The sequence below is a fragment of the Pseudomonas abieticivorans genome, assembly GCF_023509015.1.
In the GTDB taxonomy this organism is placed as follows: domain Bacteria; phylum Pseudomonadota; class Gammaproteobacteria; order Pseudomonadales; family Pseudomonadaceae; genus Aquipseudomonas; species Aquipseudomonas abieticivorans.
The window spans coordinates 6,073,753-6,098,565 of record NZ_CP094975.1 but is presented as its reverse complement, the minus strand read 5'-3'; the positions used below and the strand labels follow the sequence as shown (position 1 = coordinate 6,098,565).

Annotated in this window: 27 protein-coding genes; 10 read left to right on the top strand and 17 right to left on the bottom strand. The window is 63.2% G+C overall.

Translation table 11 applies throughout. From position 1 onward, the window contains the following. Nucleotides 1-2 precede the first annotated feature (2 nt). Nucleotides 3-1,064, top strand: a complete 1,062-nt coding sequence (locus tag L9B60_RS27675; RefSeq protein ID WP_249674175.1) for a 4-oxalomesaconate tautomerase — start codon at nt 3-5, stop codon at nt 1,062-1,064. A gap of 5 nt (nt 1,065-1,069) precedes the next feature. Here L9B60_RS27675 and L9B60_RS27670 read toward each other — a convergent pair whose 3' ends face one another. Continuing rightward, entirely contained in the window at nt 1,070-1,495 is a 426-nt protein-coding gene (locus L9B60_RS27670) for a 3-isopropylmalate dehydratase (protein ID WP_249674172.1), read from the bottom strand. A 190-nt stretch (nt 1,496-1,685) separates the two neighbouring features. Between L9B60_RS27670 and L9B60_RS27665 the strand changes: the two genes are divergently transcribed. Next, entirely contained in the window at nt 1,686-1,901 is a 216-nt protein-coding gene (locus tag L9B60_RS27665) for a TOBE domain-containing protein (protein ID WP_249674171.1), read from the top strand. 184 nt (nt 1,902-2,085) lie between these two features. Then, nucleotides 2,086-2,796, top strand: a complete 711-nt coding sequence (locus tag L9B60_RS27660; RefSeq protein ID WP_249674169.1) for a metallophosphoesterase — start codon at nt 2,086-2,088, stop codon at nt 2,794-2,796. 87 nt (nt 2,797-2,883) lie between these two features. On the opposite strand, the gene L9B60_RS27655 is transcribed toward L9B60_RS27660, so the two are convergent. Then, nucleotides 2,884-3,150 carry an Ogr/Delta-like zinc finger protein gene (locus L9B60_RS27655; protein WP_249674168.1) on the bottom strand — a complete coding sequence of 89 codons (267 nt, stop codon included), beginning with the start codon at nt 3,148-3,150 and terminating at the stop codon, nt 2,884-2,886. A 307-nt stretch (nt 3,151-3,457) separates the two neighbouring features. Here L9B60_RS27655 and L9B60_RS27650 point away from each other — a divergent pair, with 307 nt between their 5' ends. Further along, entirely contained in the window at nt 3,458-3,892 is a 435-nt protein-coding gene (locus L9B60_RS27650) for a helix-turn-helix domain-containing protein (RefSeq protein WP_249674166.1), read from the top strand. 117 nt (nt 3,893-4,009) lie between these two features. Here the strand turns inward: L9B60_RS27650 and L9B60_RS27645 are convergent, their stop codons facing one another. The 6 genes from L9B60_RS27645 to L9B60_RS27620 all read right to left on the bottom strand — a co-directional run bounded on the left by L9B60_RS27645 (nt 4,010) and on the right by L9B60_RS27620 (nt 8,149). Beyond that, nucleotides 4,010-4,288, bottom strand: coding sequence for a phage holin family protein (locus L9B60_RS27645; protein ID WP_249674164.1), 279 nt, complete (start codon nt 4,286-4,288; stop codon nt 4,010-4,012). Beyond that, a complete protein-coding gene (locus L9B60_RS27640; RefSeq protein WP_249674163.1) occupies nt 4,289-4,642 on the bottom strand; it encodes a putative holin in 354 nt (117 codons plus the stop codon). Between the two features lie 108 nt (nt 4,643-4,750). Continuing rightward, nucleotides 4,751-5,470 (bottom strand): YoaK family protein, encoded by a 720-nt coding sequence (locus tag L9B60_RS27635; protein ID WP_249674162.1) that lies wholly within the window; start codon nt 5,468-5,470, stop codon nt 4,751-4,753. A 62-nt stretch (nt 5,471-5,532) separates the two neighbouring features. Beyond that, nucleotides 5,533-6,108: a TetR/AcrR family transcriptional regulator gene (locus tag L9B60_RS27630; RefSeq protein WP_249674160.1), complete on the bottom strand. Its 576-nt coding sequence runs from the start codon at nt 6,106-6,108 to the stop codon at nt 5,533-5,535. After that, entirely contained in the window at nt 6,095-6,946 is an 852-nt protein-coding gene (locus L9B60_RS27625) for a 3-hydroxybutyryl-CoA dehydrogenase (protein ID WP_249674159.1), read from the bottom strand. Before L9B60_RS27625 ends, L9B60_RS27630 begins: the two co-directional genes overlap by 14 nt. 18 nt (nt 6,947-6,964) lie before the next feature. Next, nucleotides 6,965-8,149: an acetyl-CoA C-acyltransferase family protein gene (locus L9B60_RS27620; protein ID WP_249674158.1), complete on the bottom strand. Its 1,185-nt coding sequence runs from the start codon at nt 8,147-8,149 to the stop codon at nt 6,965-6,967. Between the two features lie 200 nt (nt 8,150-8,349). Between L9B60_RS27620 and L9B60_RS27615 the strand changes: the two genes are divergently transcribed. Further along, nucleotides 8,350-9,360 carry an AraC family transcriptional regulator gene (locus L9B60_RS27615; RefSeq protein ID WP_249680179.1) on the top strand — a complete coding sequence of 337 codons (1,011 nt, stop codon included), beginning with the start codon at nt 8,350-8,352 and terminating at the stop codon, nt 9,358-9,360. On the opposite strand, the gene L9B60_RS27610 is transcribed toward L9B60_RS27615, so the two are convergent. Beyond that, nucleotides 9,361-9,801: a carboxymuconolactone decarboxylase family protein gene (locus L9B60_RS27610; protein ID WP_249674156.1), complete on the bottom strand. Its 441-nt coding sequence runs from the start codon at nt 9,799-9,801 to the stop codon at nt 9,361-9,363. Between the two features lie 88 nt (nt 9,802-9,889). Beyond that, nucleotides 9,890-11,329, bottom strand: a complete 1,440-nt coding sequence (gene pdxR, locus L9B60_RS27605; RefSeq protein ID WP_249674155.1) for a MocR-like pyridoxine biosynthesis transcription factor PdxR — start codon at nt 11,327-11,329, stop codon at nt 9,890-9,892. Nucleotides 11,330-11,552: 223 nt separating this feature from the next. Here pdxR and L9B60_RS27600 point away from each other — a divergent pair, with 223 nt between their 5' ends. Continuing rightward, nucleotides 11,553-11,807, top strand: coding sequence for a DUF2790 domain-containing protein (locus L9B60_RS27600; protein ID WP_249674154.1), 255 nt, complete (start codon nt 11,553-11,555; stop codon nt 11,805-11,807). Between the two features lie 661 nt (nt 11,808-12,468). Here L9B60_RS27600 and dkgB read toward each other — a convergent pair. Further along, on the bottom strand, nt 12,469-13,272 hold the full coding sequence (gene dkgB / locus L9B60_RS27595) for a 2,5-didehydrogluconate reductase DkgB (RefSeq protein ID WP_249674152.1): 804 nt from the start codon (nt 13,270-13,272) through the stop codon (nt 12,469-12,471). A 161-nt stretch (nt 13,273-13,433) separates the two neighbouring features. Between dkgB and L9B60_RS27590 the strand changes: the two genes are divergently transcribed. Beyond that, on the top strand, nt 13,434-14,054 hold the full coding sequence (locus L9B60_RS27590) for a TetR/AcrR family transcriptional regulator (protein WP_249674151.1): 621 nt from the start codon (nt 13,434-13,436) through the stop codon (nt 14,052-14,054). Between the two features lie 31 nt (nt 14,055-14,085). On the opposite strand, the gene preA is transcribed toward L9B60_RS27590, so the two are convergent. From preA to hydA, 3 genes are read right to left on the bottom strand one after another with little or no spacing between them, the layout of a single operon-like run. Further along, nucleotides 14,086-15,360 carry an NAD-dependent dihydropyrimidine dehydrogenase subunit PreA gene (preA, locus tag L9B60_RS27585; RefSeq protein ID WP_249674150.1) on the bottom strand — a complete coding sequence of 425 codons (1,275 nt, stop codon included), beginning with the start codon at nt 15,358-15,360 and terminating at the stop codon, nt 14,086-14,088. Continuing rightward, on the bottom strand, nt 15,361-16,728 hold the full coding sequence (locus L9B60_RS27580) for an NAD(P)-dependent oxidoreductase (protein ID WP_249674149.1): 1,368 nt from the start codon (nt 16,726-16,728) through the stop codon (nt 15,361-15,363). Between the two features lie 43 nt (nt 16,729-16,771). Beyond that, the gene (gene hydA / locus L9B60_RS27575; protein ID WP_249674147.1) at nt 16,772-18,211 is read right to left on the bottom strand and encodes a dihydropyrimidinase; all 1,440 of its coding nucleotides are present in this window, start codon (nt 18,209-18,211) and stop codon (nt 16,772-16,774) included. Nucleotides 18,212-18,735: 524 nt separating this feature from the next. Between hydA and L9B60_RS27570 the strand changes: the two genes are divergently transcribed. Further along, a complete protein-coding gene (locus tag L9B60_RS27570) occupies nt 18,736-20,226 on the top strand; it encodes an NCS1 family nucleobase:cation symporter-1 (protein WP_249674146.1) in 1,491 nt (496 codons plus the stop codon). Nucleotides 20,227-20,256: 30 nt separating this feature from the next. Further along, a complete protein-coding gene (locus tag L9B60_RS27565) occupies nt 20,257-21,525 on the top strand; it encodes a Zn-dependent hydrolase (protein WP_249674145.1) in 1,269 nt (422 codons plus the stop codon). A gap of 125 nt (nt 21,526-21,650) precedes the next feature. Here the strand turns inward: L9B60_RS27565 and copD are convergent, their stop codons facing one another. Then, on the bottom strand, nt 21,651-22,406 hold the full coding sequence (gene copD / locus L9B60_RS27560; protein WP_349631958.1) for a copper homeostasis membrane protein CopD: 756 nt from the start codon (nt 22,404-22,406) through the stop codon (nt 21,651-21,653). 117 nt (nt 22,407-22,523) lie between these two features. Then, nucleotides 22,524-22,880, bottom strand: coding sequence for a copper homeostasis periplasmic binding protein CopC (gene copC, locus L9B60_RS27555; RefSeq protein ID WP_249674143.1), 357 nt, complete (start codon nt 22,878-22,880; stop codon nt 22,524-22,526). A gap of 133 nt (nt 22,881-23,013) precedes the next feature. Between copC and L9B60_RS27550 the strand changes: the two genes are divergently transcribed. After that, the gene (locus L9B60_RS27550) at nt 23,014-23,571 is read left to right on the top strand and encodes a DUF4946 domain-containing protein (RefSeq protein ID WP_249674142.1); all 558 of its coding nucleotides are present in this window, start codon (nt 23,014-23,016) and stop codon (nt 23,569-23,571) included. Here L9B60_RS27550 and L9B60_RS27545 read toward each other — a convergent pair. Next, nucleotides 23,528-24,679 (bottom strand): MFS transporter, encoded by a 1,152-nt coding sequence (locus tag L9B60_RS27545; RefSeq protein WP_249680178.1) that lies wholly within the window; start codon nt 24,677-24,679, stop codon nt 23,528-23,530. The two genes, L9B60_RS27550 and L9B60_RS27545, sit on opposite strands and share 44 nt — an antisense overlap. Nucleotides 24,680-24,813 lie beyond the last annotated feature (134 nt).

The window sequence follows — 24,813 nt, the reverse complement described above, 5'->3', positions numbered from 1 at the left end:
CCGTGGCCCAACAGCGTATTCCCTGCTTGATGATGCGCGGTGGCACCTCCAAGGGTGCCTACTTCCTGGCCGCCGACTTGCCCCAAGCCCAGGAGCTGCGCGACCGCGTTTTGCTGGCGGCCATGGGCTCGCCCGATGCGCGGCAGGTCGACGGCATCGGCGGCGCCGACTCGTTGACCAGCAAGGTCGCGATCATCAGCCCCTCGCAGCGCCCAGGCATCGATGTGGACTACCTGTTCGCGCAAGTGGTAGTCGACCAGCCACGGGTGGACTACGGGCAAAACTGCGGCAACATCCTGGCCGGGGTCGGGCCCTTCGCCCTGGAGCGCGGGCTGGTCCAGGCCCAGGGCGCGCAGACCCGGGTGCGCATCTTTATGGTCAACACCGGGCAGACCGCCACCGCCCTGGTGCATACGCCAGGCGGCGCGGTGAATTACGAGGGTGACACGGTGATCGACGGCGTGCCGGGCAGTGCGGCAGCGGTGGTCATCGAGTTCGACGACATCGCCGGCTCCAGTTGCGGGGCACTGTTGCCCACCGGCAACCTGCGCGATGTGATCGACGGCATCGAGGTCACGTGCATCGACAATGGCATGCCGGTGGTACTGATCCGCGCCGCCGATGTACAGCGCAGCGGCCATGAAAGCGCCGCGCAACTCAATGATGATGCAGAGCTCAAGGCGCGCCTGGAATCGATTCGGCTACAGGTCGGCCCCTTGATGAACCTGGGCGATGTCAGCGAGCGCAGTGTGCCGAAAATGTGCCTGGTGGCCGCGCCGGTGGCGGGTGGCGCGATCAGTAGCCGCAGCTTCATCCCGCACCGTTGCCACGCCTCTATCGGGGTATTTGGCGCCGTCAGTGTCGCCACCGCCTGCCTGCTGGAGGGCGCGGTGACCGATGGGCTGGCTCAAGTGCCGCAGGGTGCCGTCAAGCGCCTGGCCGTCGAGCACCCCAGTGGCGAGTTCACCGTGCAGGTGCACACCGACAATGGGCGCCTCACCGGTTGCGGCCTGGTACGCACGGCGCGGCTGTTGTTTGCAGGCCAGGTGTGCGTGAACCTGTAGCCGGGTCAGCGCGGATCCTGCTCCAGGATAAAGCCATTCTTGGACTCGCTGACAATGCGAAAGGACTGGGTTTGGCCCGGGTCCAACTGCACGGTCATGAATTGGTTGAGGCGGCCCTGGCTGCACAGGGTGGTGTCTTGGCTGTCGACACCGATGCCCACCACGCGCCGGCCTGTCGGTACCGTAAAGCGCACGACCTCGCCGGTGCCGATCCGTGCCACCACCTGACGGTCGATCAGCACGGCCACGTAGCAGCCACCGCCCAGCATGCCCAGGTCGCGGTTGACCACGATCTGGCCTGCATTGTCGAGCGGGGCCTGGTACCCCAGCAGGCGGTCGGCAGGCACCGGTGCGACCTTGTCGGCAGCGGCACGGTAGGAAGAGCAGCCAGACACGGCCAATACAGCGAGGGCGGCGCAAATCAATCGCATGGTACGTCCTTGGGCAAGAGAGACTGCAGCAACTGTAGCCTATCGGCCTGAGCGGGGCAGGGCCTTCCAGTATATGTTTTTATGGAATAACAAAAGCACAATCAATTCCTTCTGATTTTAACGAGCTTCAAGCACAGTGGCTCCATCGCGGTTCACTCACCGCCCTGCAGCCAGATGAAGGAATGAAGCCATGACTATCAAAGCGATCAACGTACGCAACCAGTTCAAGGGCGTGATCAAGGAAATCATCGAAGGCCCGGTGGTGTCGGAAATCGACGTGCAAACCGCCTCTGGCGTGGTGACCTCGGTGATTACCACCCGCTCCATCCACGAACTTGAATTGCGCGTGGGCAGCGAGGTGATTGCCTTCGTCAAGTCCACCGAGGTGTCGATTGCCAAGCTGTAAGCCTGCAGGCGCGAGCTTCACGCTTGAAGTAGTACGCGATCCGCTCTAGCTTGCAGCTTGTAGCTAACCCCCTGCGCAAGCACACAGCCCAGCCGTGGCGACCCTGAAAGGGCCGTGATGGCTGGGCTTTGTGCTTGCGCAGGTGCATGATGCCAGGGAGGGATCGAGCAAGGAGCAGCACAGCATGAGCAAATTCGCACATTTTTCGCTCAACCGGCATGGCCGCGACTTTGCCGTGGGCGACATTCATGGGCATTTCAGCCGGCTGCAAGCCACGCTGGACCAACAGGGGTTTAACCCGGCGGTCGACCGCCTGTTCAGTGTCGGTGATTTGGTGGACCGCGGGCCCCAGAGCGAGCAGTGCCTGGAGTGGCTCAACCAGCCCTGGTTTTTTGCCGTGCAGGGCAACCATGAAGCCCTGGCGATCCAGGTGGTAGAGAACGTGCCACTGGACCACGGCATGTACCGCGCCAGCGGCGGCGGTTGGTTTTTGGACAGCAGCCGGGAAAAACAGCGCCTGTATGCCACCTGTTTTGCCCAGTTGCCCATTGCCCTGGAAGTGGAAACCCCGGCCGGCCTGATTGGCCTGGTGCACGCCGATTGCCCCTTCCCCAGTTGGCGGCGGCTGCGCGACTACCTGCAAAATCATCTCCCTGAAGAGCGCTTTACCGACGAAGGCTGCCAATGGTCCCGCGCGCGCCTCAAACGCAACGACCTGAGCGGCGTGCGCGATGTGCGCGCGGTGATTGTCGGCCATACGCCCTTGCGTCGGCCCAAGCGGTTGGGCAACGTCTGGCACATCGACACGGCGGGTTGGAGCGAAGGCTATTTCAGCCTGATGGAGTTGTCGACGCTCAGCCTGTTGAACCCCAGCATGGCGTCCAGCCAGACCTGAGGTAACGTTCCTGCAGTCGACGGGCAAGCGCCAATGCGCCGGCGTGCTTGTGCCTCTGCGTCCGTTCCGGACACAAGCCGGGGTTGATCAGGAGGTGATGCCAGCCTCGCCATTTGCCTTGGCACGAGCCGCACGCCGCAAGGCAATGCTGGCGCTGGGGAGCTTGATTTCCGGGTTGGCAACACCTGAGGGAGACAGCTCGTGGGTCATTTCAAACTGGGCGCGCACCGACCAGCCGCAAATTTCGTTGGTGCATTGCAGGTACGCCAGGCGCAGGAACACATGGGTGCCCTCACTGGTGCGGATGCGCATGCGGCTTTGGCAATGGGGGCAAACCATTTTGTAGGTACTCATTGGAAAATCCTTGTGTTAGCACTGTGTGCACAGGGGGTGTGCGAAGTCTGTGCCTCGCTTGGGATGGGTTGAGGGGTAGGGCGAGCCACGGGCGGCTGGAAACACGCATTGGCGACCTCGGCCGGGACGGCTACTCTGATGAAGGCGCCAGGGATGTCAGCTTGGCTGACCCTGCAATGCAGGAAATTTCCTTCTGCCATTTCAGAAACTTCGACATTGCGTCGAAGGTGCCCGTGGTTTGATTCTTTTTTGTTAGTTAACATGTACTCGATCTGCATAAATTATATATTCAATATGAATACGTCAAGTGGAAATACTCAAATTGCGTAAACTCAACGTGACGTCTGTACTTGACCGACTCAAGCGCGTCACCGGCACGGATACCGACACGGGCTTGGCCGCCGCTGTAGGGGTCAGTCCGCAGACCCTGAGTAGTTGGAAAGTGCGCGAAAGCATTCCGTACTCGATATGCGTAGCCCTGGCGCAAGAGCGCAATATCTCCTTGGACTGGTTATTGATCGACCAAGGGCCGATGCTGCGTGGCGTGGAGGTGCGCGAGGCCACCCCCGACACCCTGCAAGACCCCCGTGAGAGCGCCGTGCTGGCCGTGTTTCGTGCCCTTGACGAGGACGATCAACGCTTTATCCAGCACGCGGCCGAAGAGAAAAAGCGCCTGCGTGACCTTGAACAGCGGTTGCAGGATCTGTCCCGTCGGTTCGACACCCTGGGTGGATCGCGCTAGGCCGTTCGGGCTCAAGCGGCCATTGCGCGACGCATCGGCCGGCCACGAACTTCTGGATGGGCGGGTCCACTTCCTCGGCGTCCGCGTACGCTATGCCGGGTGCCGGTTGCTCGCTGTTCATTGCCTGAGCCTGAGCAGCGCCGCGACGTTGCCTTTGGCGCGGAAAATCAACGCGCACAGCAACAGCGTGATCAGCGCCTGCCCGACGCTGACCGGTTGCCCGTAGACCACGATCTCAAACCCGGTGAAGCACAGTTCGGCGCCCAGTAGGCTGGCCAACAGCGAAACACCGCGCCGGTACTTGGACCGCCCCCGCCCGTAATACGCCAGGCGCAGGGCCCCCAAAAAACAGCCCATCGCCGTGAGCAACGGCGCCAATTGCGAAAAGTCCGGCATTCACCGCCCCCCTTTGAAGCGCGCGAGCAAATCGGCAAGTTCGGCGTGGTCGACCCACACCATGGCCTTGATGCTCAAAGGGATCACCACCAGGGCGCCGATGAAGGCGGCCACGCCACTGGTGAGCAGGGGGGCGACCGACACCAGCAAGGGGGCGAACAGGTCGCCCACCGCAGCCGACATCACCAGGCTCGCCAGGCGCTGCCAGGGTTTGAAATTCTGTTTGGTACTGGTGACCAGCCAAGCGCCAAGCACCGAGCCGATCAATGCGTCACCATCTATCAACGGCAGTATCGAGGCCAAGCCAAGGTATACAAGGATGCCGGTGAGGCTGCTGGAAGCGGGGTCTGCCATGGGAAGTCTCCCTGTGTCCGAGCGCGTCGTGCGCTGAGTGGTCACATGGTCTATTGCCCACGGCAGTGGGGCAATTGGCTGCGGCTGTAGCGCTGGGCCCCACAGGAATCAGTGCGCGTCGGGCGCCTGCGGGCGCTGCGCCAGGCACGCATAGAGGGTCAGCGCCAGGGCCAGGATCGGCAAGGCCAGCACCGGGTTGCCCCAGCGCGCGGTCAGCCAGCCCCCCAGGAAGGCGCCCATGCCGAACGTCAGGCACAGGCAGGCGAAGATCTTTGCTTGCTCCAATATGACCGGGTCGCGCGGCGGGCGCAGGGCGTGAAACAGCGACTCGGCAGCCTGGCGCAAGTTGCCGGTGGTCATGATCGAGCTATAGGCCCATTGGCGAACCCGGCGAAAACTCGAGGTTTGCACGGCGGCGATGAAGGAAATGGCCAGCACCACCGGGATATCGGGAAAGTCGCCCGGCAGGAAGGCAATCACCGCCAGCACGATGATCTCGATGACCAGGCTTACCAGTGCCACGTGCCGCAGGCGCAGGCGAGAACTGCGCACCCGCAACCAGGTGGCCACCCACACCCCGACGAAAAACGCCGCCAGTGGTGGCAGGTGTTCGAACGCCTGGTGCCAGTGGCCGACGGCGGCCGAGACGCCGAACAGCACCACGTTGCCGGTTTGCGCGTTGGCAAACACGCCGCCATGGCCCACCCAGGTAAACGCATCGAGAAAACCGCCGACGGCGCTCATCAGCAGGGCAATCCACCAGACGTCCTCGCTGGCGCGGGCCTGGGGGTCTTTGTTACGCAGCAGGTTGGCGAGCTTTTTGAACATGTTTGGCAGGTTCCTGTCCTTGCCCGTGTAGAGTGCCTCATCGACCTTGCCCCGCGCCAGGGTCAGGTTGTCGCCAGATGCGCGATCGCACCGCCGAGCATGTTTTCCATAAGGGCGGTGCGCTGCGGTTCCGTCAAGGCGCTGCCTTCCAGCCAACCAGGCAAACTGTTGAGCAAATTGGCGACAGCGTGCCCGGCACCCGCTCGGCATTCAACGCTGAACGACAGGCCCAGTACCTTTAGCAGTTGCTGCTCGTAAGTGTCGCGCAACACGCTCACGTGGGCGCGTTGTGCCTCGCTCAAGCAGCGGCTGTCGCGCTCGGCCAGGCGAAAATGCAAAGGTTTGGCCCGATGCAGCGCCAGGTGGGCTTGCAACACTTCGGTCAAGGGCTTGCCACCGGCGCGCAGGCGCCGGGTGCAGAGGGTGAGGGCGGCCTGCAGTTCGTCGTAGAACTCTTCGATCAGGTCGAACAGCAGGTGCTGCTTGCTGGGGAAATGGTGGTACAGCGAGCCTGCCGTAAGCCCCAGGTGGGTGGCCAGTTCGCGCATGCTGACTTGGCCGAACCCTTTGCTGGCAAACAGCGCCAACGCCATGTCACGGCTCTGTTCGAACCGTGAGCACGCCTCAGGCATAGGCATGGAAGCCACGCCCGGACTTGCGCCCCAGGTAACCGGCCGCCACCATTTCCTTGAGCAGGGGGGCCGGGCGGTACTTGCTGTCGTTGAAGCCTTCGTAGAAGGCCTGCAGGATCGCCAGCAAGGTGTCCAGGCCGATCAGGTCGGCCAACGCCAGCGGGCCGATCGGTTGGTTGCAGCCCAGGCGCATGCCGGCATCGATGTCTTCGGCGCTGGCCAAGCCTTCGTCGAGCACCAGGATGGCCTCGTTGATCATCGGCACCAGGATGCGATTGACCACGAAGCCTGGGCGGTTGCCGGCGGTGATCGCGGTTTTGCCCAGCCGCTCGGCCAGGTTCAGCGCGGCCGCGTGGGTGGCGTCGCTGGTTTGCAGGCCGCGGATCACTTCGAGCAGCGCCATCATCGGCACCGGATTGAAAAAGTGCAGGCCGATAAAACGTTCGGGGTGGCTGACGTTGGCTGCCAGCTCAGTCACCGACAAAGACGAGGTGTTGGTGGCGATCAGGCAGCTGTCGCTCACTTGCGCGGCGATCTGTTGCAATACCCGCACCTTGAGCTCGAAGTTCTCGGTGGCAGCCTCGATCACCAGTTGCACGTCGGCCAGGCGCGTGTAATCGGTGCTGGTGCTGATGCGCGCCACGGCCTGTTCGGCCTGCTCGGCGCTCAGGGTCTGCTTGCTCACCTGGCGCTCCAGGTTCTTGCGCAAAGTGGCCACGCCACGCTCAAGGGCGGCGTCGCTGATGTCCAGCAAGGTCACGTTGAAACCCGATACCGCGCACACCTGGGCGATGCCGTTGCCCATGGTGCCGGCGCCGATCACGGCAATGTTTTGTACGCTCATTTTCGATCCTGCCCTTAATCAAACACGTTCGAACAGCACGGCGATCCCCTGACCGCCGCCGATGCACATGGTCGCCAGACCATAGCGGCCCTGGGTTCGCTGCAATTCGTAAATCGCCTTGGTGGCGATGATTGCGCCCGTGGCACCCACCGGGTGGCCCAGGGAAATGCCGGAGCCGTTGGGGTTCACTTTAGCCGGGTCAAAGCCCAGTTCCTGGGCCACGGCGCAGGCTTGCGCGGCGAAGGCTTCGTTGGACTCGATCACGTCCAGCTCGGCCACGCTGACGCCGGTTTTCTTCAGTACGGCGCGGGTCGCCGGGATCGGCCCCAGGCCCATCAACTCCGGCTCGACACCGGCATGGGCGTAGCCCACCAGGCGTGCCAAGGGCACCAGGCCCTGTTGGCGAACCATGTCGCCGGTGGCCAGCACCAGGGCCGCCGCGCCATCGTTCAAGCCTGAGGCGTTGCCCGCGGTCACGCTGCCGTCTTTCTTGAAGGCCGGTTTCATGTTCTGCAGTTGCTCGGCACTGACCTGGCCGCGCACGTGTTCGTCCACCGAGAACGACACCGGGCCTTTGCGGCTGGCGATTTCGATCGGCACGATCTGCGAGACGAAGCGCCCTTCGGCGATGGCGTGGGCGGCGCGTTGTTGGCTGACCAGTGCCAGTTCATCCTGCATGGCCCGGCTGATGCCGAACTTGGCAGCGATGTTTTCGGCGGTGATGCCCATGTGCATGCCGGCGAACGGGTCATGCAAAATGCCGAGCATATAGTCGATGGCCTGCATGTCGCCCATGCGCCCGCCCCAGCGCGCGGCCGGTAGCAAGTAGGGGCCACGGCTCATGGATTCGGCGCCGCCGGCCAGCACCGCCTGGGCGTCACCGAGCAGCAGGCTCTGGGCAGCCGAAACGATGGCCTGCAGGCCTGAGCCGCACAGGCGGTTGACGTTGAATGCCGGCGTCTCCTTGGGGATCCCGGCGTTCATTGCGGCCACGCGTGCCAGGTACGCATCGCGAGTGTCGGTGGGGATGACATTGCCAAACACCACGTGGCCGATCAGCTCGGGGGCGATGTTGGCGCGGGTCAGGGCGGCGCGGCTCACGTCGGTTGCCAGTTGCGTCAGCGGCACGTCTTTGAGGCTGCCGCCGAACGTGCCGATGGCCGAGCGCACGGCGCTCACGACAAATATTTCCGGGTGGCTCATGAGGGGGGCTCCAGTTTGGGTGCGGTTGGGCATTGGCAGTGCTCGACGGGCGTGGTATTGGTGCCGGTCGAGCGCGCAAGGTGTTGGCCTTGCCAATCGATGGGTGCAGTCTAGGCGGCGGCAGGGCGCCTGGCCTATGCCGAAACTGTCCAGCTTGTGTGGCACTTTTTGTCACTGCCTGATCGGGGTTGTATGTGCTGATGCGTGAAAAGGATTCGGTGGCGATCTATTTCGTCCATGCCATGTTGTACGGTTTGCGCGAGCAACCGGCGTGCCAGGCCCAGGTGCTGGAGCGGGCGGGTATCGACCCGCAGTTGTTGGGGCAGGCGCAGGCGCGTGTGCCAGGCAAGGCGTTCGCTGCGTTGTGGTTGCTGATGATCACCGAGCGCGGCGAAGAGTTCTTTGGCCTGGATTCCCATGGCATGCCCAAGGGCAGCTTCGCCTTGATTTGCCGCGGGCTGATTCTGGAGCCAGACCTGGGCAAGGCCTTGCGTCAGTACCTGCAAGGCTTTGCCCTGTTCGTGCGCGATATCCGGGCCCACGTACAGGTGCGCGGCCAACGGGCGGTAATCAGTCTGGACTACCAGAGCGAGCTGGCCGAGGCGCGCGGGTTTGCCGAAGAGACGTTCCTGGTGCTGATGATCAGTATGTTGTGTTGGCTGGGCGGGCGGCGTATCACCATCGACCGGGTGGACTTCCATCACCAACGCGCGTCGTTGGAGGACGACCCGCTGTTGTGGGGGCCCAACCTTAATTTTGGCGCCGAGCGCACCGAGATCGAGTTTGCCAGCGATTACCTGAGCCTGCCCGTGGTGCAGGATTTTGCCGCGCTCAAGAGTTTCCTGCGCGGCGCGCCGCAGTGGCTGATGATCCGCTACCGCAACTCCCGGGGGCCGGTCAGCCAAGTGTACCGGCGGCTGCGCAACAGCCAATACGGCCAGTGGCCCACCTTGCCGGCCATGGCGGTGCAGTTGGGGCTTTCAGCGACCACCTTTCGCCGCCAGTTGGAGCGGGCCGGTTGCTCCTACCAGCAGCTCAAGGATGAAGTGCGCCGGGCGATGGCCTTCGAACGCCTTCGGGACACGGCGTTGAGCATTGCCGAAATCGCCGAGCAGACCGGCTTCCAGGAGCCCAGTGCGTTCCACCGGGCGTTCAAGAAATGGACCGGGGAGAGCCCAGGCCACTACCGCCAGCGCACGCAACGCGGCTGATCAGGCCTGGGGCACCATGGCAAAGCCGACGCCAAAACGGTTCCAGGCGTTGATGGTGGCGATGGCCAGGGTCAGGTTCACCACTTCCACTTCGCTGAAGTGTTCCAGTAGCGCTTGGTACTGGTCCTGCGGGGCATGGTGGCTCGACAGCAAGGTCAGGCTCTCGACCCAGGCCAGGGCCGCGCGCTCGCGGGCAGTAAAAAAGGTGGTTTCTTGCCAGACGGTCAGGGTTTGCAGGCGCGCTTCGGTTTCGCCGGCCTTGCGTGCGTCATTGGCGTGCATGTTCACGCAGTAGGCGCAGCCGTTGAGTTGCGATGCACGCAGGCGCACCAGTTCCAGCAGCGAGTTCTCCAGGCCGCTCTTGCCCAAGGCCATTTCCAGGCCGACCAAGGCTTTGTAGGCTTCAGGGGATTGTTTGGCCCATTCGATACGTGTGGTCATTGCCGTGCTCCAGTGATTGGCCGCGATGTGCGGTGATGGGCCTACCTTAGCCCCAGCACCGACTTCACCGAATAGCCAATTGGCTGGTTTACACGGGGGCCAATTGTTCGAGCACATCACGCAGGCGATCCAACGCCGGGTCGATCTCCAACAGGTCGATGGCGCCGTAGCCCATGATCAGGCCCGGCGTAGTGGCTTGCTGGAAAAAGAACGGTGCCAGGGAGTACAGGCCGACCTCGGCATAGCGCGCCACCGCGATCACCTGGTCAATGTCAAGGGGCGCCCGGCAAGTCACCGCCAGGTGGTAGCCGGCACTGGACGGCACCACGGCAAACCAGGGCGCCAGGTCGCTTTCAAAGCGGCTGATGATGCGCTCGCGACGCACCGCATACACCTCGCGGCTGCGGCGGATGTGCTTGTGCAAATGGCCCTCGGCCATGAACTTGGCCAGGGCCAGTTGGTTCTGCGTGCTGGTGTGCCAGTCGGTCAGTTGCTTGGCCACCCGCACGGCGGCGTGGATGGCGGGCGGCAGCACGGTATAGCCCAGTCGCAGTTCGGGCAGCAGGGTCTTGGAAAAGGTCCCGATGTAAGCCACCAGGCCATGCTGGTCCAGGCCCTGCAACGAATCGGTGGGCAGGCCTTCGTAGCGGAATTCGCAGTCGTAATCGTCCTCGATGATGATCGCACCCAACTCCAGGGCCCTGGCCAGCAGGGCTTCGCGACGCGCCGTGCTCATGGCCATGCCCAGTGGAAACTGGTGCGAGGGCGTCACGTAGATTAGCCGCGTGCCGTCGGGAATCTGTTGTACTTGAATGCCTTCCTCATCCACCGGCACGCCAATCACCTCGGCGCCTTGGGCCATGAACAACAGACGTGCCGGCGGGTAGCCGGGGTCTTCCATGGCCACCCGGCAGCCCGGCTCGATCAACACGCGGGACACCAGGTCCAGGGCCTGCTGGGCGCCATTGGTCACCAACACGTCTTCACCGCTGCAACGCACGCCGCGGGAAAACCCGACGTGGCGGGCGATGCCCTCGCGCAAGTCAGCCACCCCCTCGGGTGCGCTGTAGAGGCCGCGCGAGCGGCTGGACTGGCGCAGCGCATGCAGGGTGCAGCGGCGCCACTCATCATGGGGGAACTGGGCGCGGGAGGACGCGCCGCCGATGAAGTCGCCGCGCAGGCCGCCGTGTATGCCTGGGTGGTGCAACGGCAATTTCATGTCGCGCCACAGCGCCACCACGGCGGCACTGGCCAGGTCCGAAGTGCCTTGGCGAGCCGTGGCCTGGGCCATGCGCGCGTTGACGAAGGTGCCACTGCCGACGCGGCCGCTGAGCAGGCCATCGTAGGTCAGGCTTTGGTAGGTGTCGGCCACGGTCTTGCGTGACACCTTAAGCTGCTCGGCCAGCAGCCGCGAGGGTGGCAGGCGGGTGCCGGCGGCCAGGCGACCGCTCTCGATGCCTTCGCGCAAGTGGCGGTAAAGTTGTTCGCCCAGGTCCTTGCGGCCCTGGAACACGATGTGCAATTCCATTGGGGGGGCGGTTCGCGGCAGCCGTTGATCGCAGCAGGGTACGCCGAGCGTTGCGCGCTGAACAGTCAGCAGACCTGCGGCGCAACCGTTTGTCCGCTGTCATCTGAGTGGCAGGGTAATGGGTCCAAAATAAGTAGGCGGCTAAGGAGTTTGCTCCGGGCCGCTTGCAGCTCCTTCGCCGTCATCGTGTCGACGATGCCTGCCTCTTTTCTGGAGGCACCTGATGAACACTCGCCTGTTACTGAGCGCAGCCGTTTTGGCGGCCGCGCTCATCCCTGCCATGGCCCTTGCGCAAACGCCCGACGTGCCCTACAGCTACGGCATGAAGCTGGACGTGGCCAAGGTCATTTCCATGACCGAACCCACGCCCAAGCGCTGCAAAGTGGTCACCGCCGAAATGACCTACCAGGATTCGGCCGGGCAGATCAAGACGGTCAATTACCAGAAGCTCGATTCGGTGTGTGAAACCCAGAATTGAGATGGACTGCGATGGCGCCTTCGCGGATAAATCCGCTCCTACAGAATACGATGGTCTTGTAGGAGCGGATTCATCCGCGAAAAGATCGCTGCGGTACTTCTGGCATACTGCGGTGGGTTCTTCGCGGATGAATCCGCTCCTACAGAATACGATGGTCTTGTAGGAGCGGATTTATCCGCGAAAAGATCGCTGCGGGGCTTCTGGTGGACCTCGGTGCGTTCTTCGCGGATGAATCCGCTCCTACAGAATACGGTGGTCTTGTAGGAGCGGATTCATCCGCGAAAAGATCGCTGCGGTGCTTCTGGTGTACCGCGGTGCGTTCTTCGCGGATGAATCCGCGCCTACAGAATACGATGGTCTTGTAGGAGCGGATTTATCCGCGAAAAGATCGCTGCGGTGCTTCTGGCATACTGGGGTGGGTTCTTCGCGGATGAATCCGCTCCTACAGAATACGATGGTCTTGTAGGAGCGGATTTATCCGCGAAAAGATCGCTGCGGTGCTTCTGGCATACTGCGGTGGGTTCTTCGCGGATGAATCCGCTCCTACAGAATACGATGGTCTTGTAGGAGCGGATTTATCCGCGAAAAGATCGCTGCGGTGCTTCTGGTAGACCGCGGTGCGTTCTTCGCGGATGAATCCGCTCCTACAGGGGGGCGAGCCTCAGTCCCAGGCCGGTGCGATGCTGGCCGGGCTGGTCAGGCGTTCGCCGCGGTCCAGGGTGGCGATCTGCGCCATGTCGTCGTTGCTCAGGCGCAGGTCCACGGCCTTGAGGTTGCTGGCCAGGTTTTCTGGGCGGGTGGAGGAGGGGATCACCGCATGGCCCAGTTGCATGGCCCAGGCCAATGCAACTTGTGCGGTGGTGGCGTTGTGGCGCGCGGCGATCTGTTCGATCACGGGGTCCTTCAGGACTTTGCCGTAGGCCAAGGTCATGTAGGAGGTCAGGTGGATGCCGTGCTGGTCGGCGAATTCGGCCACCTTGCGGTTTTGAAGGTAGGGGTGCAATTCAACCTGGTTGGTGGCGATGGCGTCAGCACCGACCACGGCAATGGCTTGCTGCATCAGGTCGATGGTGAAGTTCGACACCCCGATCTGCCGGGTCAGGCCCTGGGCCTTGGCGTCGGCCAGGGCGCTCATGAATTCCTGCACCGGCACCGCGCCTTTGGGCGACGGCCAGTGGATCAGCGTCAGGTCGACATGATCGGTGCGCAGCTTCGCCAGGCTGTCTTTCAAGCTTGGCACCAGTTTGTCGGCACTGAAGTTGTCGACCCAGATCTTGGTCGTGATGAACAGCTGGTCACGGGGCACGCCGCTCTCGGCGATGGCCTGGCCGACTTCGGCTTCGTTGCCATAGATTTGTGCAGTGTCGATCACCCGGTAGCCAAGCGCCAAGGCGTTGCGCACCGAGTCGATGACCACTTGGTCCTTGAGGCGGAAAGTGCCGAGGCCGAACGCTGGGATGGACATGGTTGAACTCCTGTCGAGGTAAATAAAGGTGGCCCAGTATGGGAGTGCCTGGCGGGCAGAAAAATCCCGCACGGCGCATTTGATATTTGCCAGCGGCGCACGAATCCTTTTCCTACGAGTGGTGTGGTAGCCTTCTTACACTCTGCGGTAAAGGACCCCCCATGGGCACTCACAAGATCGAGATTCGTCGACGCAATGTCGAGAAAATCCTGCTGGCGGCCGAGAAGGTGTTCGCCGAAAAAGGCTTCAGCGGCACCGCCATGGCGGACATTGCCGAAGAAGTGCAACTGCCACGTTCCAACCTGCATTACTACTTCAGCACCAAGACCGAACTCTACCAGGCGGTGTTGCTGGACTTACTCGACGTGTGGAAGCAGGACGCGCTGTGCTTCGAGATGTTCGACGACCCCCGGGTGGTGCTCAGCAGCTACATTCGCGCCAAGATGAACCACTCGCGCAGCCGCCCCCATGGCTCAAAGGTCTGGGCCAACGAGATCATCCACGGCGCCCCGAGCCTGGGCAAGGCGCTGGACGACAGCCTGTACGACTGGGCCAAGATGAAAGAAGCGAAGATCCGCCAATGGGTGCAAGACAAACGCATCCTCAGCGTGGAGCCTTCAAGCCTTTTGTACATGATCTGGGCCTCCACCCAGCACTACGCGGACTTCAGCCACCAGGTCGATATCCTCAATGACCACCAGCCGCTGTCGGACATGCAGTTCGAGCGGGCGGTGCAGACGGTCACCAGTGTGATTTTGCGCGGGATAGGGCTGGCCCCGTAGGCGCGACGGCCGCCGCGCCTGCGGCCGGGGCTCAGGAGGCTTCGCGGTAAGGGTTGCGCGGGTCATGGTTCCAGTCCAGGAACGGCTTGCCCGTCTGCTGGGGCACCATCTCGATGCAGTCCTGTACCGGGCAGGTGATCTGGCACAGGTTGCAGCCCACGCATTGGTCGTCGATCACTTCGTACACCCGGCTGCCGTCAGCCTGCTTCAGGCTGGCAATGGCCTGGTGCGAGGTGTCTTCGCAGGCGATGTGGCAGCGACCGCAGCCGATGCACGCGTCCTGGTCGATTTTGGCGATCACTTGGTAATTGATATCCAGGTACTTCCAGTCGGTGGTATTGCCCACTGCGCGCCCGGTGAAGTCCGCAAGGCTGTGGTAACCCTGGCTGTCCATCCACCGCGAAAGACCGTCCTTCATACCCTCCACGATGCGAAAGCCGTGCAGCATGGCCGCCGTGCACACTTGCACCGCGCCGCAGCCCAAGGCCATGAACTCGGCGGCGTCGCGCCAGGTGCCGATGCCGCCGATGCCACAGATCGGCAGGCCTTGGGTGTGCGGGTCGCGGGCAATCTCGGCAACCATGTTCAGGGCGATCGGCTTGACCGCCGCGCCGCAGTAACCCCCGTGGGTGCTTTGGGTGCCGACCGTGGGGTAGGCGACCATGTGGTCCAGATCCACGCTGGTGATGGAATTGATGGTGTTGATCAACGACACCGCGTCGGCGCCCCCGCGATGGGCGGCGCGGGCGGCCAGGCGGACATCGGTGATGTTGGGCGTCAGCTTGACGATCACCGGCAACGTGCAGTAGGTCTTGCACCAGCGGGTGACCCTTTCCACGTATTCCGGTACCTGGCCCACGGCCGCGCCCATGCCGCGCTCCGGCATGCCATGGGGGCAGCCGAAGTTCAGCTCGATACCGTCGGCGCCGGTGGCTTGAACCTGTGGCAGGATGGTTTTCCAGGCCTGTTCAACGCAGGGCACCATCAGCGACACGATCAGCGCGCGGTCGGGCCAGTCCTTTTTGACCTGGGTGATTTCGCGCAGGTTGATCTCCAGGCTGCGATCGGTGATCAGCTCGATGTTATTGATGCCCAGCACTTCGCGGTTGGGGCCGTACAGGGCCGAGTAGCGCGAGGACACGTTGACCGCCGCCGGGTCTTCGCCCAGGGTTTTCCAGACCACGCCACCCCAGCCGGCCTCGAAGGCACGGACCACGTTGTAGGCCTTGTCGGTGGGCGGTGCGGAGGCTAGCCAGAAGGGGTTGGGCGCCTTGATGCCAGCGAACACGATAGAGAGGTCGGCCATTTACGCAGCCTCCACGTTGAGCATGAGTTGGGCATGGATGGCCTCGGCGGCCAGCTTGCCGTGTTGTACCGCTTGCACGGTCAGGTCCTGGCCCTGCGCGGTGCAATCGCCACCGGCGTACACCCCAGGCACGCTGGTGCGCATCTGTGGGTCGACCCGAATGCGTTCGCCATCGCGCTGCAGTGAACGGGCCAAGGGGTCACGCAGGGCGCTGTCGTCAAAGCCCTGGCCAATGGCCTTGAAAATCGCGTCGGCGGCCAGCTCGAAGGTTTCACCGGTGCTGCGCAGGCGGCCTTCCACCAGGTGGGTGCGCGCAAAACGCATGCCGCGTACCCGGCCCTGGTTGTCCAGCAGCACCTGCTCTGGCTGGGCCCAGGTCAGCAGGCGCACCTGGTTGGCCTTGGCGATCGCTTGCTCGTGGTCGGTGGCGCCCATGTCCGCGACGCCCCGGCGGTACACCAGGCTCACCTCGCGGGCGCCCAGGCGGGCCATCTGCACGGCCATGTCGATGGCGGTGTTGCCGGCGCCCAGTACCAGGCAGCGATCAGCCAGGGGCAGGGTGCTCAGGTCGTCGGCCTGGCGCAACTCGCGAATGTAGTCGGTGGCCGCCAGCACGCCGCTCGCATGCTCATCGGCCAAGCCCAGTTGGCGACTGGCCGCAAGGCCCAGGCCGAGGAACACGGCATCGAATTGCAGGTGCAACTCGGTCAGGCTGAGGCCTTGGCCCAGCGCCTGGCCGTGGCGGATTTCGATGCCGCCCACCGCCAGCACGAAGGCCAGTTCACGTTGGGCAAAGTCGTCCACCAGCTTGTATTTGGCGATGCCGTATTCGTTCAGGCCGCCGGCTTTCTCCCGCGCTTCAAAGATGACCACGTCGTGCCCATGCACCGCCAGCCGATGGGCGCAGGCAAGCCCCGCCGGGCCTGCGCCAACCACCGCGACCCGCTTGCCCGTGGCAACGGCGCGGGTGAATGGATGCTCGGCGAACTGCGCATGGTCGGTGGCGTAGCGTTGCAACAGGCCGATCAGCACGGGCGCGCACTCCTGGGCGTTGTTGCGCACGCAGGCTTGCTGGCACAAGATTTCGGTGGGGCACACCCGCGCGCAACTGCCGCCCAGAATATTGGCCGATAGAATCTTATGGGCGGCGCCCTGCACGTTGTCGTGGCTGATGCTGCTGATAAAGCCCGGGATGTCGATGTCACTGGGGCAGGCGTTCACGCACGGCGCGTCATAGCAATACAGGCAGCGTGCGCTTTCCAGCCGGGCTTGGCGCGGGGTCAGCGGCGGGGCCAGGTCGCCAAATTGCACCAGCAGGCTGCCCGCATCACCCACGGGGTGGGCGAGGTGTTGGAGGGAATCGATCACGGTGGTGTCCTCTGTTTTTATTGTTTTAGGTGCTGTGAAACGCCTAGCGCTTAACCGCCACGGCACGCTGTTGTTCGGCGCGTTTGCTGAGCAAGTCGAACACGGCGGGGTAGGCCGGGCGTTCGATATAGCGACCTGCGCCGCGTTCGGCGCGTAAATCGCCGTCGGCCCAGACCACCTTGCCCTGGCTGACGGTGTGGCTGGGCACGCCGCGCACGGTCTTGCCTTCGAAGATGTTGAAGTCGACCTGCTGGTGGTGGGTCTTGGCACTGATGGTGCGCGTGCCGGCCGGGTCCCAGAGCACCAGGTCGGCGTCGGCGCCCACCCGAATGGCGCCTTTGCGTGGGTACAGGTTGAAGATCTTCGCGGTGTTGGTGGAGGTCAGTGCCACGAAGTCCTGCATTGACAACTTGCCGCTGTTGACGCCTTCGTCCCAGAGCACCGCCATGCGGTCTTCGATGCCTGCGGTGCCGTTGGGGATCTTGCTGAAGTCATCGCGCCCGGCAGCCTTCTGTTCGGCGCAAAAGCAGCAGTGGTCGGTGGCCGTGGTGTGCAGGTTGCCCGACTGCAGGCCGTGCCACAGGGCTTGCTGATGCCCCTGGGGGCGGAACGGCGGGCTCATCACGTAGCCTGCGGCGGTCTGCCAGTCGGGGTGGCGGTACACGCTGTCGTCCAGCAACAGATGGCCGGCCAACACTTCGCCGTACACCGGTTGGCCCATGCTGCGCGCATAGGTGATTTCGTCGAGCGCCTCGCGGGTGGACACATGCACCAGGTACAGCGGGGTGCCCAGGGTCTGGGCAATACGGATCGCCCGGCTGGCGGCTTCGCCTTCCACCTGCGAGGGCCGCGACAAGGGGTGCGCTTCTGGCCCGGTGATGCCCTGGGCCAGCAGTTTGCGCTGCAGGTGATCCACCAGTTCGCCGTTCTCGGCATGCACGGTGGGTATTGCGCCCAGTTCCAGGCAGCGTTCGAAACTGGCGACGAGGGTGTCATCGGCGGCCATGATGGCGTTCTTGTAGGCCATGAAGTGCTTGAAGCTGTTGATGCCATGGTGGCTGACCAGCTCGGCCATTTCCTCACGCACCTGTTCGCTCCACCAAGTGATGGCCACGTGAAAGCCGTAGTCGCTGGCGGATTTTTCTGCCCAGCCGCGCCACTGGTGAAAGGCTTCGAGCAGTGATTGCTGGGGGTTGGGGATCACGAAGTCAATGATCGAGGTGGTGCCACCCGCCAGGCCTGCGGCGGTGCCGCTGTAGAAGTCTTCACTGGCCACGGTGCCCATGAAGGGCAGTTGCATGTGGGTGTGCGGGTCGATGCCGCCGGGCATCAGGTACTGGCCGCTGCCATCGAGTACCTCGGTGCCGGCCGGCACGTCGAGGCGTTCGCCAATGGCCTTGATCAGGCCGCCTTCGCAGAACACATCCGCTTTGAAGCTTTCATCGTGGGTGACCACGGTGGCACCCCGGATCAACAGCGTCATACCGATCTCCTCACAGGCGTGACCAGCTTTTGCCGGCTCTCGTGTTGTTTGGCACACCGTGACAATCCGCAATCCTGTCAGAGGTGGCAGGAATTGAATCTAGTTGTTGATCGATCAATGAGCAAATTTATTTTATATAAGCTTATTACCAATATAACCGTATGAAATATATAGTAAATATTAACAGATCCCCAAAATGGTGAGGCCCTTCACCATTTTGACGCACTTGACAGGAACGTAATTTAAGCCAGATTTTCCATGGCAAATCAGCCGCTTGCCCAGGGCTGCAACGACCGTGATCCAGCTAAAACAAAATACGCCTGCACCAGATTGAGTCCTGACTGAACGGACAGGTAAATCCTGTGGATGCATGACGCAATTGCGGTAGTAGGCAAAAAAAGCCGCAGTTTCAATACGCTACGGCAGCAAGAGCATGTTCCGGCACACCCGGTGGCGCACTCGGCACGGTATTTGAGTGCATGCGCTGCGGATGAGCACATAACCAGAAAAACACAGGAGCGGCCATGCAACAGAAAAGATCCCAGGTGTTGGAGCGCGACGGGTTGTTCGAACTCGACGCCGGCACCGATGTACTCGACAGCCCCCGTTACAACCACGACATCGCCCCCACCCAGGTGCACCAGCGTACCTGGAACAAATGGCACATCACTGCGTTGTGGGTGGGCATGGCGATCTGTGTGCCCACCTACACCCTGGGCGGGGTGTTGACCGCCTATTTCGGCCTGTCGGTGGGCGAGGCCCTGCTGGCGATTTTGCTGGCCAACATCATCGTGCTGATACCGCTCACCCTCAACGCGTTTGCCGGCACCAAGTACGGCATCCCGTTTCCGGTGCTGCTGCGCTCCTCGTTCGGGGTCATCGGTTCCAACGTGCCGTGCCTGATTCGCGCCTTGGTGGCCTGCGGCTGGTTTGGCATCCAGACGATGTTCGGCGGGTTGGCCATCCACCTGTTCCTGGGGTCGATATTCGACGGTTGGAAGGCCCTGGGCGGGACCGGCGAGGTGATCGGCTTCATGATGTTCTGGACCCTGAACCTGTGGGTGGTGCTGCGCGGGGCCGAGTCAATCAAGCGCCTGGAAACCCTGTCGGCGCCATTGCTGATCCTGGTGGGCGCCGGGCTGCTGTTCTGGGCACTGCCCAACGTGTCGTTGAGCGAATTGCTGGCCCAGCCACCCAAGCGCCCGGAAGGCGCCAGCGTGGTGGGTTACTTCTGCGCCGGGCTCACGGCGATGGTCGGTTTCTGGGCCACGCTGTCATTGAACATTCCGGACTTCAGCCGCTACGCCGAAAGTCAGAAGGCGCAAATCGTCGGGCAGATCATCGGCTTGCCGTTGACCATGTTCCTGTTCGCCTCGCTGGGCGTGGTGATGACCGCAGCCTCGGTGTCACTGGTGGGTGAAATGGTTTCTGACCCGGTCACCCTGATCGGCCATATCCAGAGCCCATTCTGGGTCGCCCTGGCCATGGCGTTGATCATCATCGCCACGTTGTCGACCAACACCGCGGCCAACATCGTCTCGCCCACCAACGACTTTCAGAACATTGCCCCCAAGTTGATCGGTCGCACCCAGGCGGTGATCTTGACCGGGCTGGTGGGCCTGGCGCTCATGGGTCACGAACTGCTCAAGAAACTGGGCCTGATTGTTTCCAATGTCAGCCTGGACACCGTGTATTCCAACTGGCTGCTGGGCTATTCGAGCCTGCTGGGGCCGATTGCCGGGATCATGGTGGTGGACTACTTCATCATCAAGAAGCAAACCTTGGACCTGGCCGGGTTGTACCGCGACGACGTGTACCCGGCATGGAACTGGTTCGGCTTCATTGCCTTTGCCGTGCCGGTGCTGTTGACCCTGCTGTCGCTGGGCAGCACGGCGTTCAGTTGGTTCTACGACTACGGCTGGTTTACCGGCTCGCTGCTGGGCGGGTTGCTCTACTACGGCCTGTGCGCGATGCGTGGCACCGACCCTGCCACCGTCGCCAAGCCCAACGCCTGATTCCCATAACAAGAACCTGAGGAGAACCCCATGACCACTGCCACCGAGGTCTTGCAATCCAGCGAACGGCATATCGACAGTGAACGCTTGTGGCAATCGCTGATGGAACTGGCGCAGCTGGGCGCCACGGCCAAGGGCGGCGTGTGCCGCCTGGCCCTGACCGACCTGGACCGCCAGGCCCGTGATCTGTTCGTGCAGTGGTGCACGGCCGCCGGCTGCACGGTCACGGTCGATGAGGTGGGCAATATCTTCGCCAGACGGCCAGGGCGCAACCCCAGCCTGGCACCGGTAATGACCGGCAGCCACATCGACACCCAGCCCACCGGCGGCAAGTTCGACGGCTGCTTCGGGGTGCTGGCCGGGGTGGAGGTATTGCGTACCCTCAATGACCTGGGCGTGGAAACCGAGGCGCCGTTGGAGGTGGTGGTGTGGACCAACGAGGAAGGCTCGCGGTTTGCCCCCTGCATGATGGGTTCCGGGGTGTTTGCCGAGAAGTTTACCTTGGCCCAGACCCTGGCCAAGACCGATGCCGACGGCGTGACTGTGGGCCAGGCGTTGAACGCCATTGGCTATGCGGGCAGCCGCAAGGTCAGCGGGCACGCGGTAGGGGCGTATTTTGAGGCGCACATCGAACAGGGGCCGATTCTGGAAGACGAGCGCAAGACCATCGGCGTGGTGCTCGGCGCCCTGGGGCAGAAGTGGTTTGACTTGACGCTGCGCGGGGTCGAGGCCCATGCCGGGCCGACGCCCATGCACCTGCGCAAGGACGCGCTGGTGGGCGCTGCCGCCGTGGTGGCTGCGGTCAATGCCGCTGCACTGGGCCATCAACCCCATGCCTGCGGCACCGTCGGCTGCCTGCAAGCCTACCCCGGTTCACGCAACGTGATCCCCGGGGAAGTGCGCATGACCCTGGATTTCCGGCACCTGGAGCCGGCCCGGCTGGATTCGATGATCGCCCAGGTGCGCCAGGTGATCGAATCGACCTGCACGCAGCATGGCCTGACCTTTGAGTTGACCCCCACCGCGGACTTTCCACCGCTGTACTTCGAGCAGGGCTGCGTCGACGCGGTGCGCAGCGCAGCGCTTGGGCTGGGCCTGTCGCACATGGACATCGTCAGCGGCGCTGGCCACGACGCCATCTTCCTCGCCGAACTGGGCCCGGCGGGGATGATCTTCGTGCCGTGCGAGAATGGCATCAGCCACAACGAAATCGAGAATGCAGCCCCCGCTGACCTGGCGGCGGGGTGTGCGGTGTTGCTGCGGGCAATGCTGGCGGCGTCGCAGGCTCAATTGCGGTGAGGCTTTGCCAGGCACGCCTGGCCCCACACCGATCATGGCAATTCAGACGGTAGGATTTATCCGCGAAAACATGACCACGGTGTACCTGTGCAACCGCGGCGGGCTTTTCGCGGATCAATCCGCTCCTACAGGGTCAATGGCACTGGCGCCAAGGTGCCCAGCAACGACACTGCCGCCAGCGCCGCGAACCCGCACAGCCATTCCACCAACACGGTCTGGCGCAGGGTGTGCAAGGCAATGCGCTGGTTATTCAGTGCCGCCCGGTTATATAGCGCCAGCAGCAGCATGCACGCCACCAGCGACGCCTTGATCGCCAGCACCAGGGCAAAGCCACTGGTCATCGGCGTCGGCCACAAGGTGCCCGTCAACACGCGCACATTGATCAAACCGGTGATGATAATCCCCGCCACCAACACCAGCCCATAACCGCTGAAGCGCAGCAGGGTACCGCGCAGGTCGTGCCCAGCCGGGCGCGCCTGCACGAACACCAGCAGCATCAGCGCGCCCATCCAGCCGGCCACGCACATCAGGTGCACCAACTGGTTGAACATCAGCAACTGCCCACCGATGCCATCGAGCATCGACGCATGGCCCACCGGCGCCAAGGTCGCCACCTGGATGGCGCTGAGGCTGATTGGCAACCAGGTCGGCAAGCGCACCGGCAAGCGCAGGCACATCAACAGGATCAGGCTCACGCCCAGGTGCACGATCCACACATTGCCGAACAAGGTCTGGGTCAGCACCTTCATCAGCACCACCCGGTTGAGCCCTTGTTCCCAGGAGCCGGCCATGTCGCCGGCGGTGGCCACCAGCCACAGCACCGCGGTGATCAGGCCAATCCCGGCCAGCAGGCACAGGAACGGGTCGAGCCACTTGCGCATGATCGCCTGTTGCCGGGGTTCACCCAGCAGCAGTGGGCGGAATACGACTGGCCCCGAAAATCAGCAGGACCACGGTCAGGTGCAGAAAACGGATAACCACCAATGCACTCATGAGGGTTACTGGCCAACCTTGAAGCTGTAGGTGCCATCGCTCTTGTGGGTGTCGACCGACACGGCATGCCACTCAACCTTGTAATTGCCCGGTGCCAGGGGCGCCGCCGGGGTCACGATCAGGGTTTTCTTGTCGCCTTCGGCGGTGGCGACGCCTTTGACCGCGACTTCGGCGCCGTCCTTGCTCAGGCTGACCTTGCTGAAGGTGGCTTCTACGCCTTCAGTGAACACCAGGCGCAGGTCGGCGGGGGCGGCCACCGTGCTGTCGGCAGCCGGGGTTTGGCTTTTGAGGTGGGCGTGGGCGAAGACAAAAGGCGACAACGAACACAGCGCGGCAGCGATCAAGATCTGTTTGAACGACATGGAGTGGACCTCGGGCAGTAAAAATTCGGACAATTAAACACGAATAAAGGCTAGCAGGCCGGTGAAAAGTTTTACTTAACATCACGATTGCGTCACGCTCGCGCCCAACCACCCTCTGGAATCGCTGCCTTCCATGACTTTTCTGCAACGCCGCTGCACACTGATGGCCCTGAGCATGGCCCTGAGCCTGGCCCTGGCGGCAACCTCGGCCTTGGCCGACGATGTAATGATCCTGTGGCCTGCAGGTTGGGACGTCGAAGCCTTGCCAGCCCAGCAGGGCGACGGGCAACCCAGCGTCAACCGCCAGCGTGCCTCGAAAAATGATGACAATGGCGACCCCCAGATGGTGGTGGAACTGACCCGCACCACGTTGCAGCCTGGCCATCAGGTCAACTTGCAGGCCGTGCTGCTGGAAATGCGCAAGGCGGTGCAGGTGAACTTCAGCCACGGCGGCTACCAAAGCGTGTGTACCAAGGTGCACGAAGGCACCCTGGGCGATATCCCCTCGGTGGAATCGACCTGCCAGATCATCCTCAACGGCGGCCACGTGATGACCCAGACCCTGGTCACGGCCAGCACGCCGGGCACCGCGTATTCGTTGTCTTACGCAGGCTCGGCACAGGGTTACAAAGACAACGAGGCCCAGGTCAAGGGGATCCGCGATGGGCTGAAACTGCAAGCGGCGCCCTGATGCTTTTGATCAGCAACCCCACCAGCAGCACATTTACCACCGCCAACCCCGCCAACACCCCCAGCGTTACCCCCGCACCAAAGTGCGCCTGCAGGTAGCCACCCACGATCGGCGTCAACGCCTGGGCGATCAGCGTCGGCCGGGCGATACGCCCCAGTACCACCGCATACACCGCAGGCCCGAACAGCGCCAAGGGCAGGGTGCCGCGCACGATCGAGCGGATGCCGCTGCCCACCCCGTACACAATGATGCCCAGCACCGCCAGCCCCGAGGCAAAGTGGATGCATAAAAGGCCCGCCGCCACCATCAGCACCGAGCCCAAGGCGCTCCAGATCGGGTGCGCCTGGCGCCCGAACAGCACTTCGACCACCCTTGCGGCGACTTGGCTGGGGCCGATCAGCGCGGCAATGCCCAGCGCAGCCACCAGTGACAGCCCCTGGGCTTGCAACAGGCTGATCAGTTGCACTGAAATGGCCGTGAAGATCACGGCCGCCAGGGTAAAGCTGGCGGTCAGCAGCCAGAACACCTTGCCCTGGGGCAGTGCCTGGGCCGGTTGCGCGGCGGCCTTGGCAGCGGTCACCGGCTCATGGCGCGGTACGCAACGCCAGTAGATCGGCAGTACCACCCCCATCAGCAACAGCGCATAGGCAAGGCAAGCGCCGCGCCAGCCCAGGTGTGCCACCAGCGTTGCTACCAGCGGCCAGGTGATGCTGGTGCAAAACCCGGACACCAAGGTGACCTGGGTGATGGCAGAACGCGCGTTTTTGCCGAACAGTTTGCCCAGCGTCGCGAACAACACGTCGTACAGCCCCGCGGCCATGCCCAGGCCGATCACCACCCAGGATGCGACAAACATCGGCAAACTGGGGGCGATCGACAGCAACACCAGGCCCAGCGCCAAGGTGGGCGCACTGGCCAGCAACAACGTACGCCCGCCGATGCGCGCCACCAGGTGGCCGACCCGTGGCGCCAGCAGCCCTGAAATCAGGATCGCCAGCGACAGCGAGCCATAGACCCAGGCCTGCGACCAGCCGGTGTCTTGCACCACGGGGGCGGCCAGCACGGCAATCAGGTAAAAGGAGCCACCCCAGGCAATGATCTGGGCAATGCCCAGCAGGGTGGAGGCGATCAGCGCGGGTTTGGCCTCGGTATCGGTCACAACGGTCTCGTCAGGGGGAACTACGAAGGCGGCAAGGGTAGCGCAGCCACCGTCCATCGTGAACCGGGCATTTGTCGGCACGG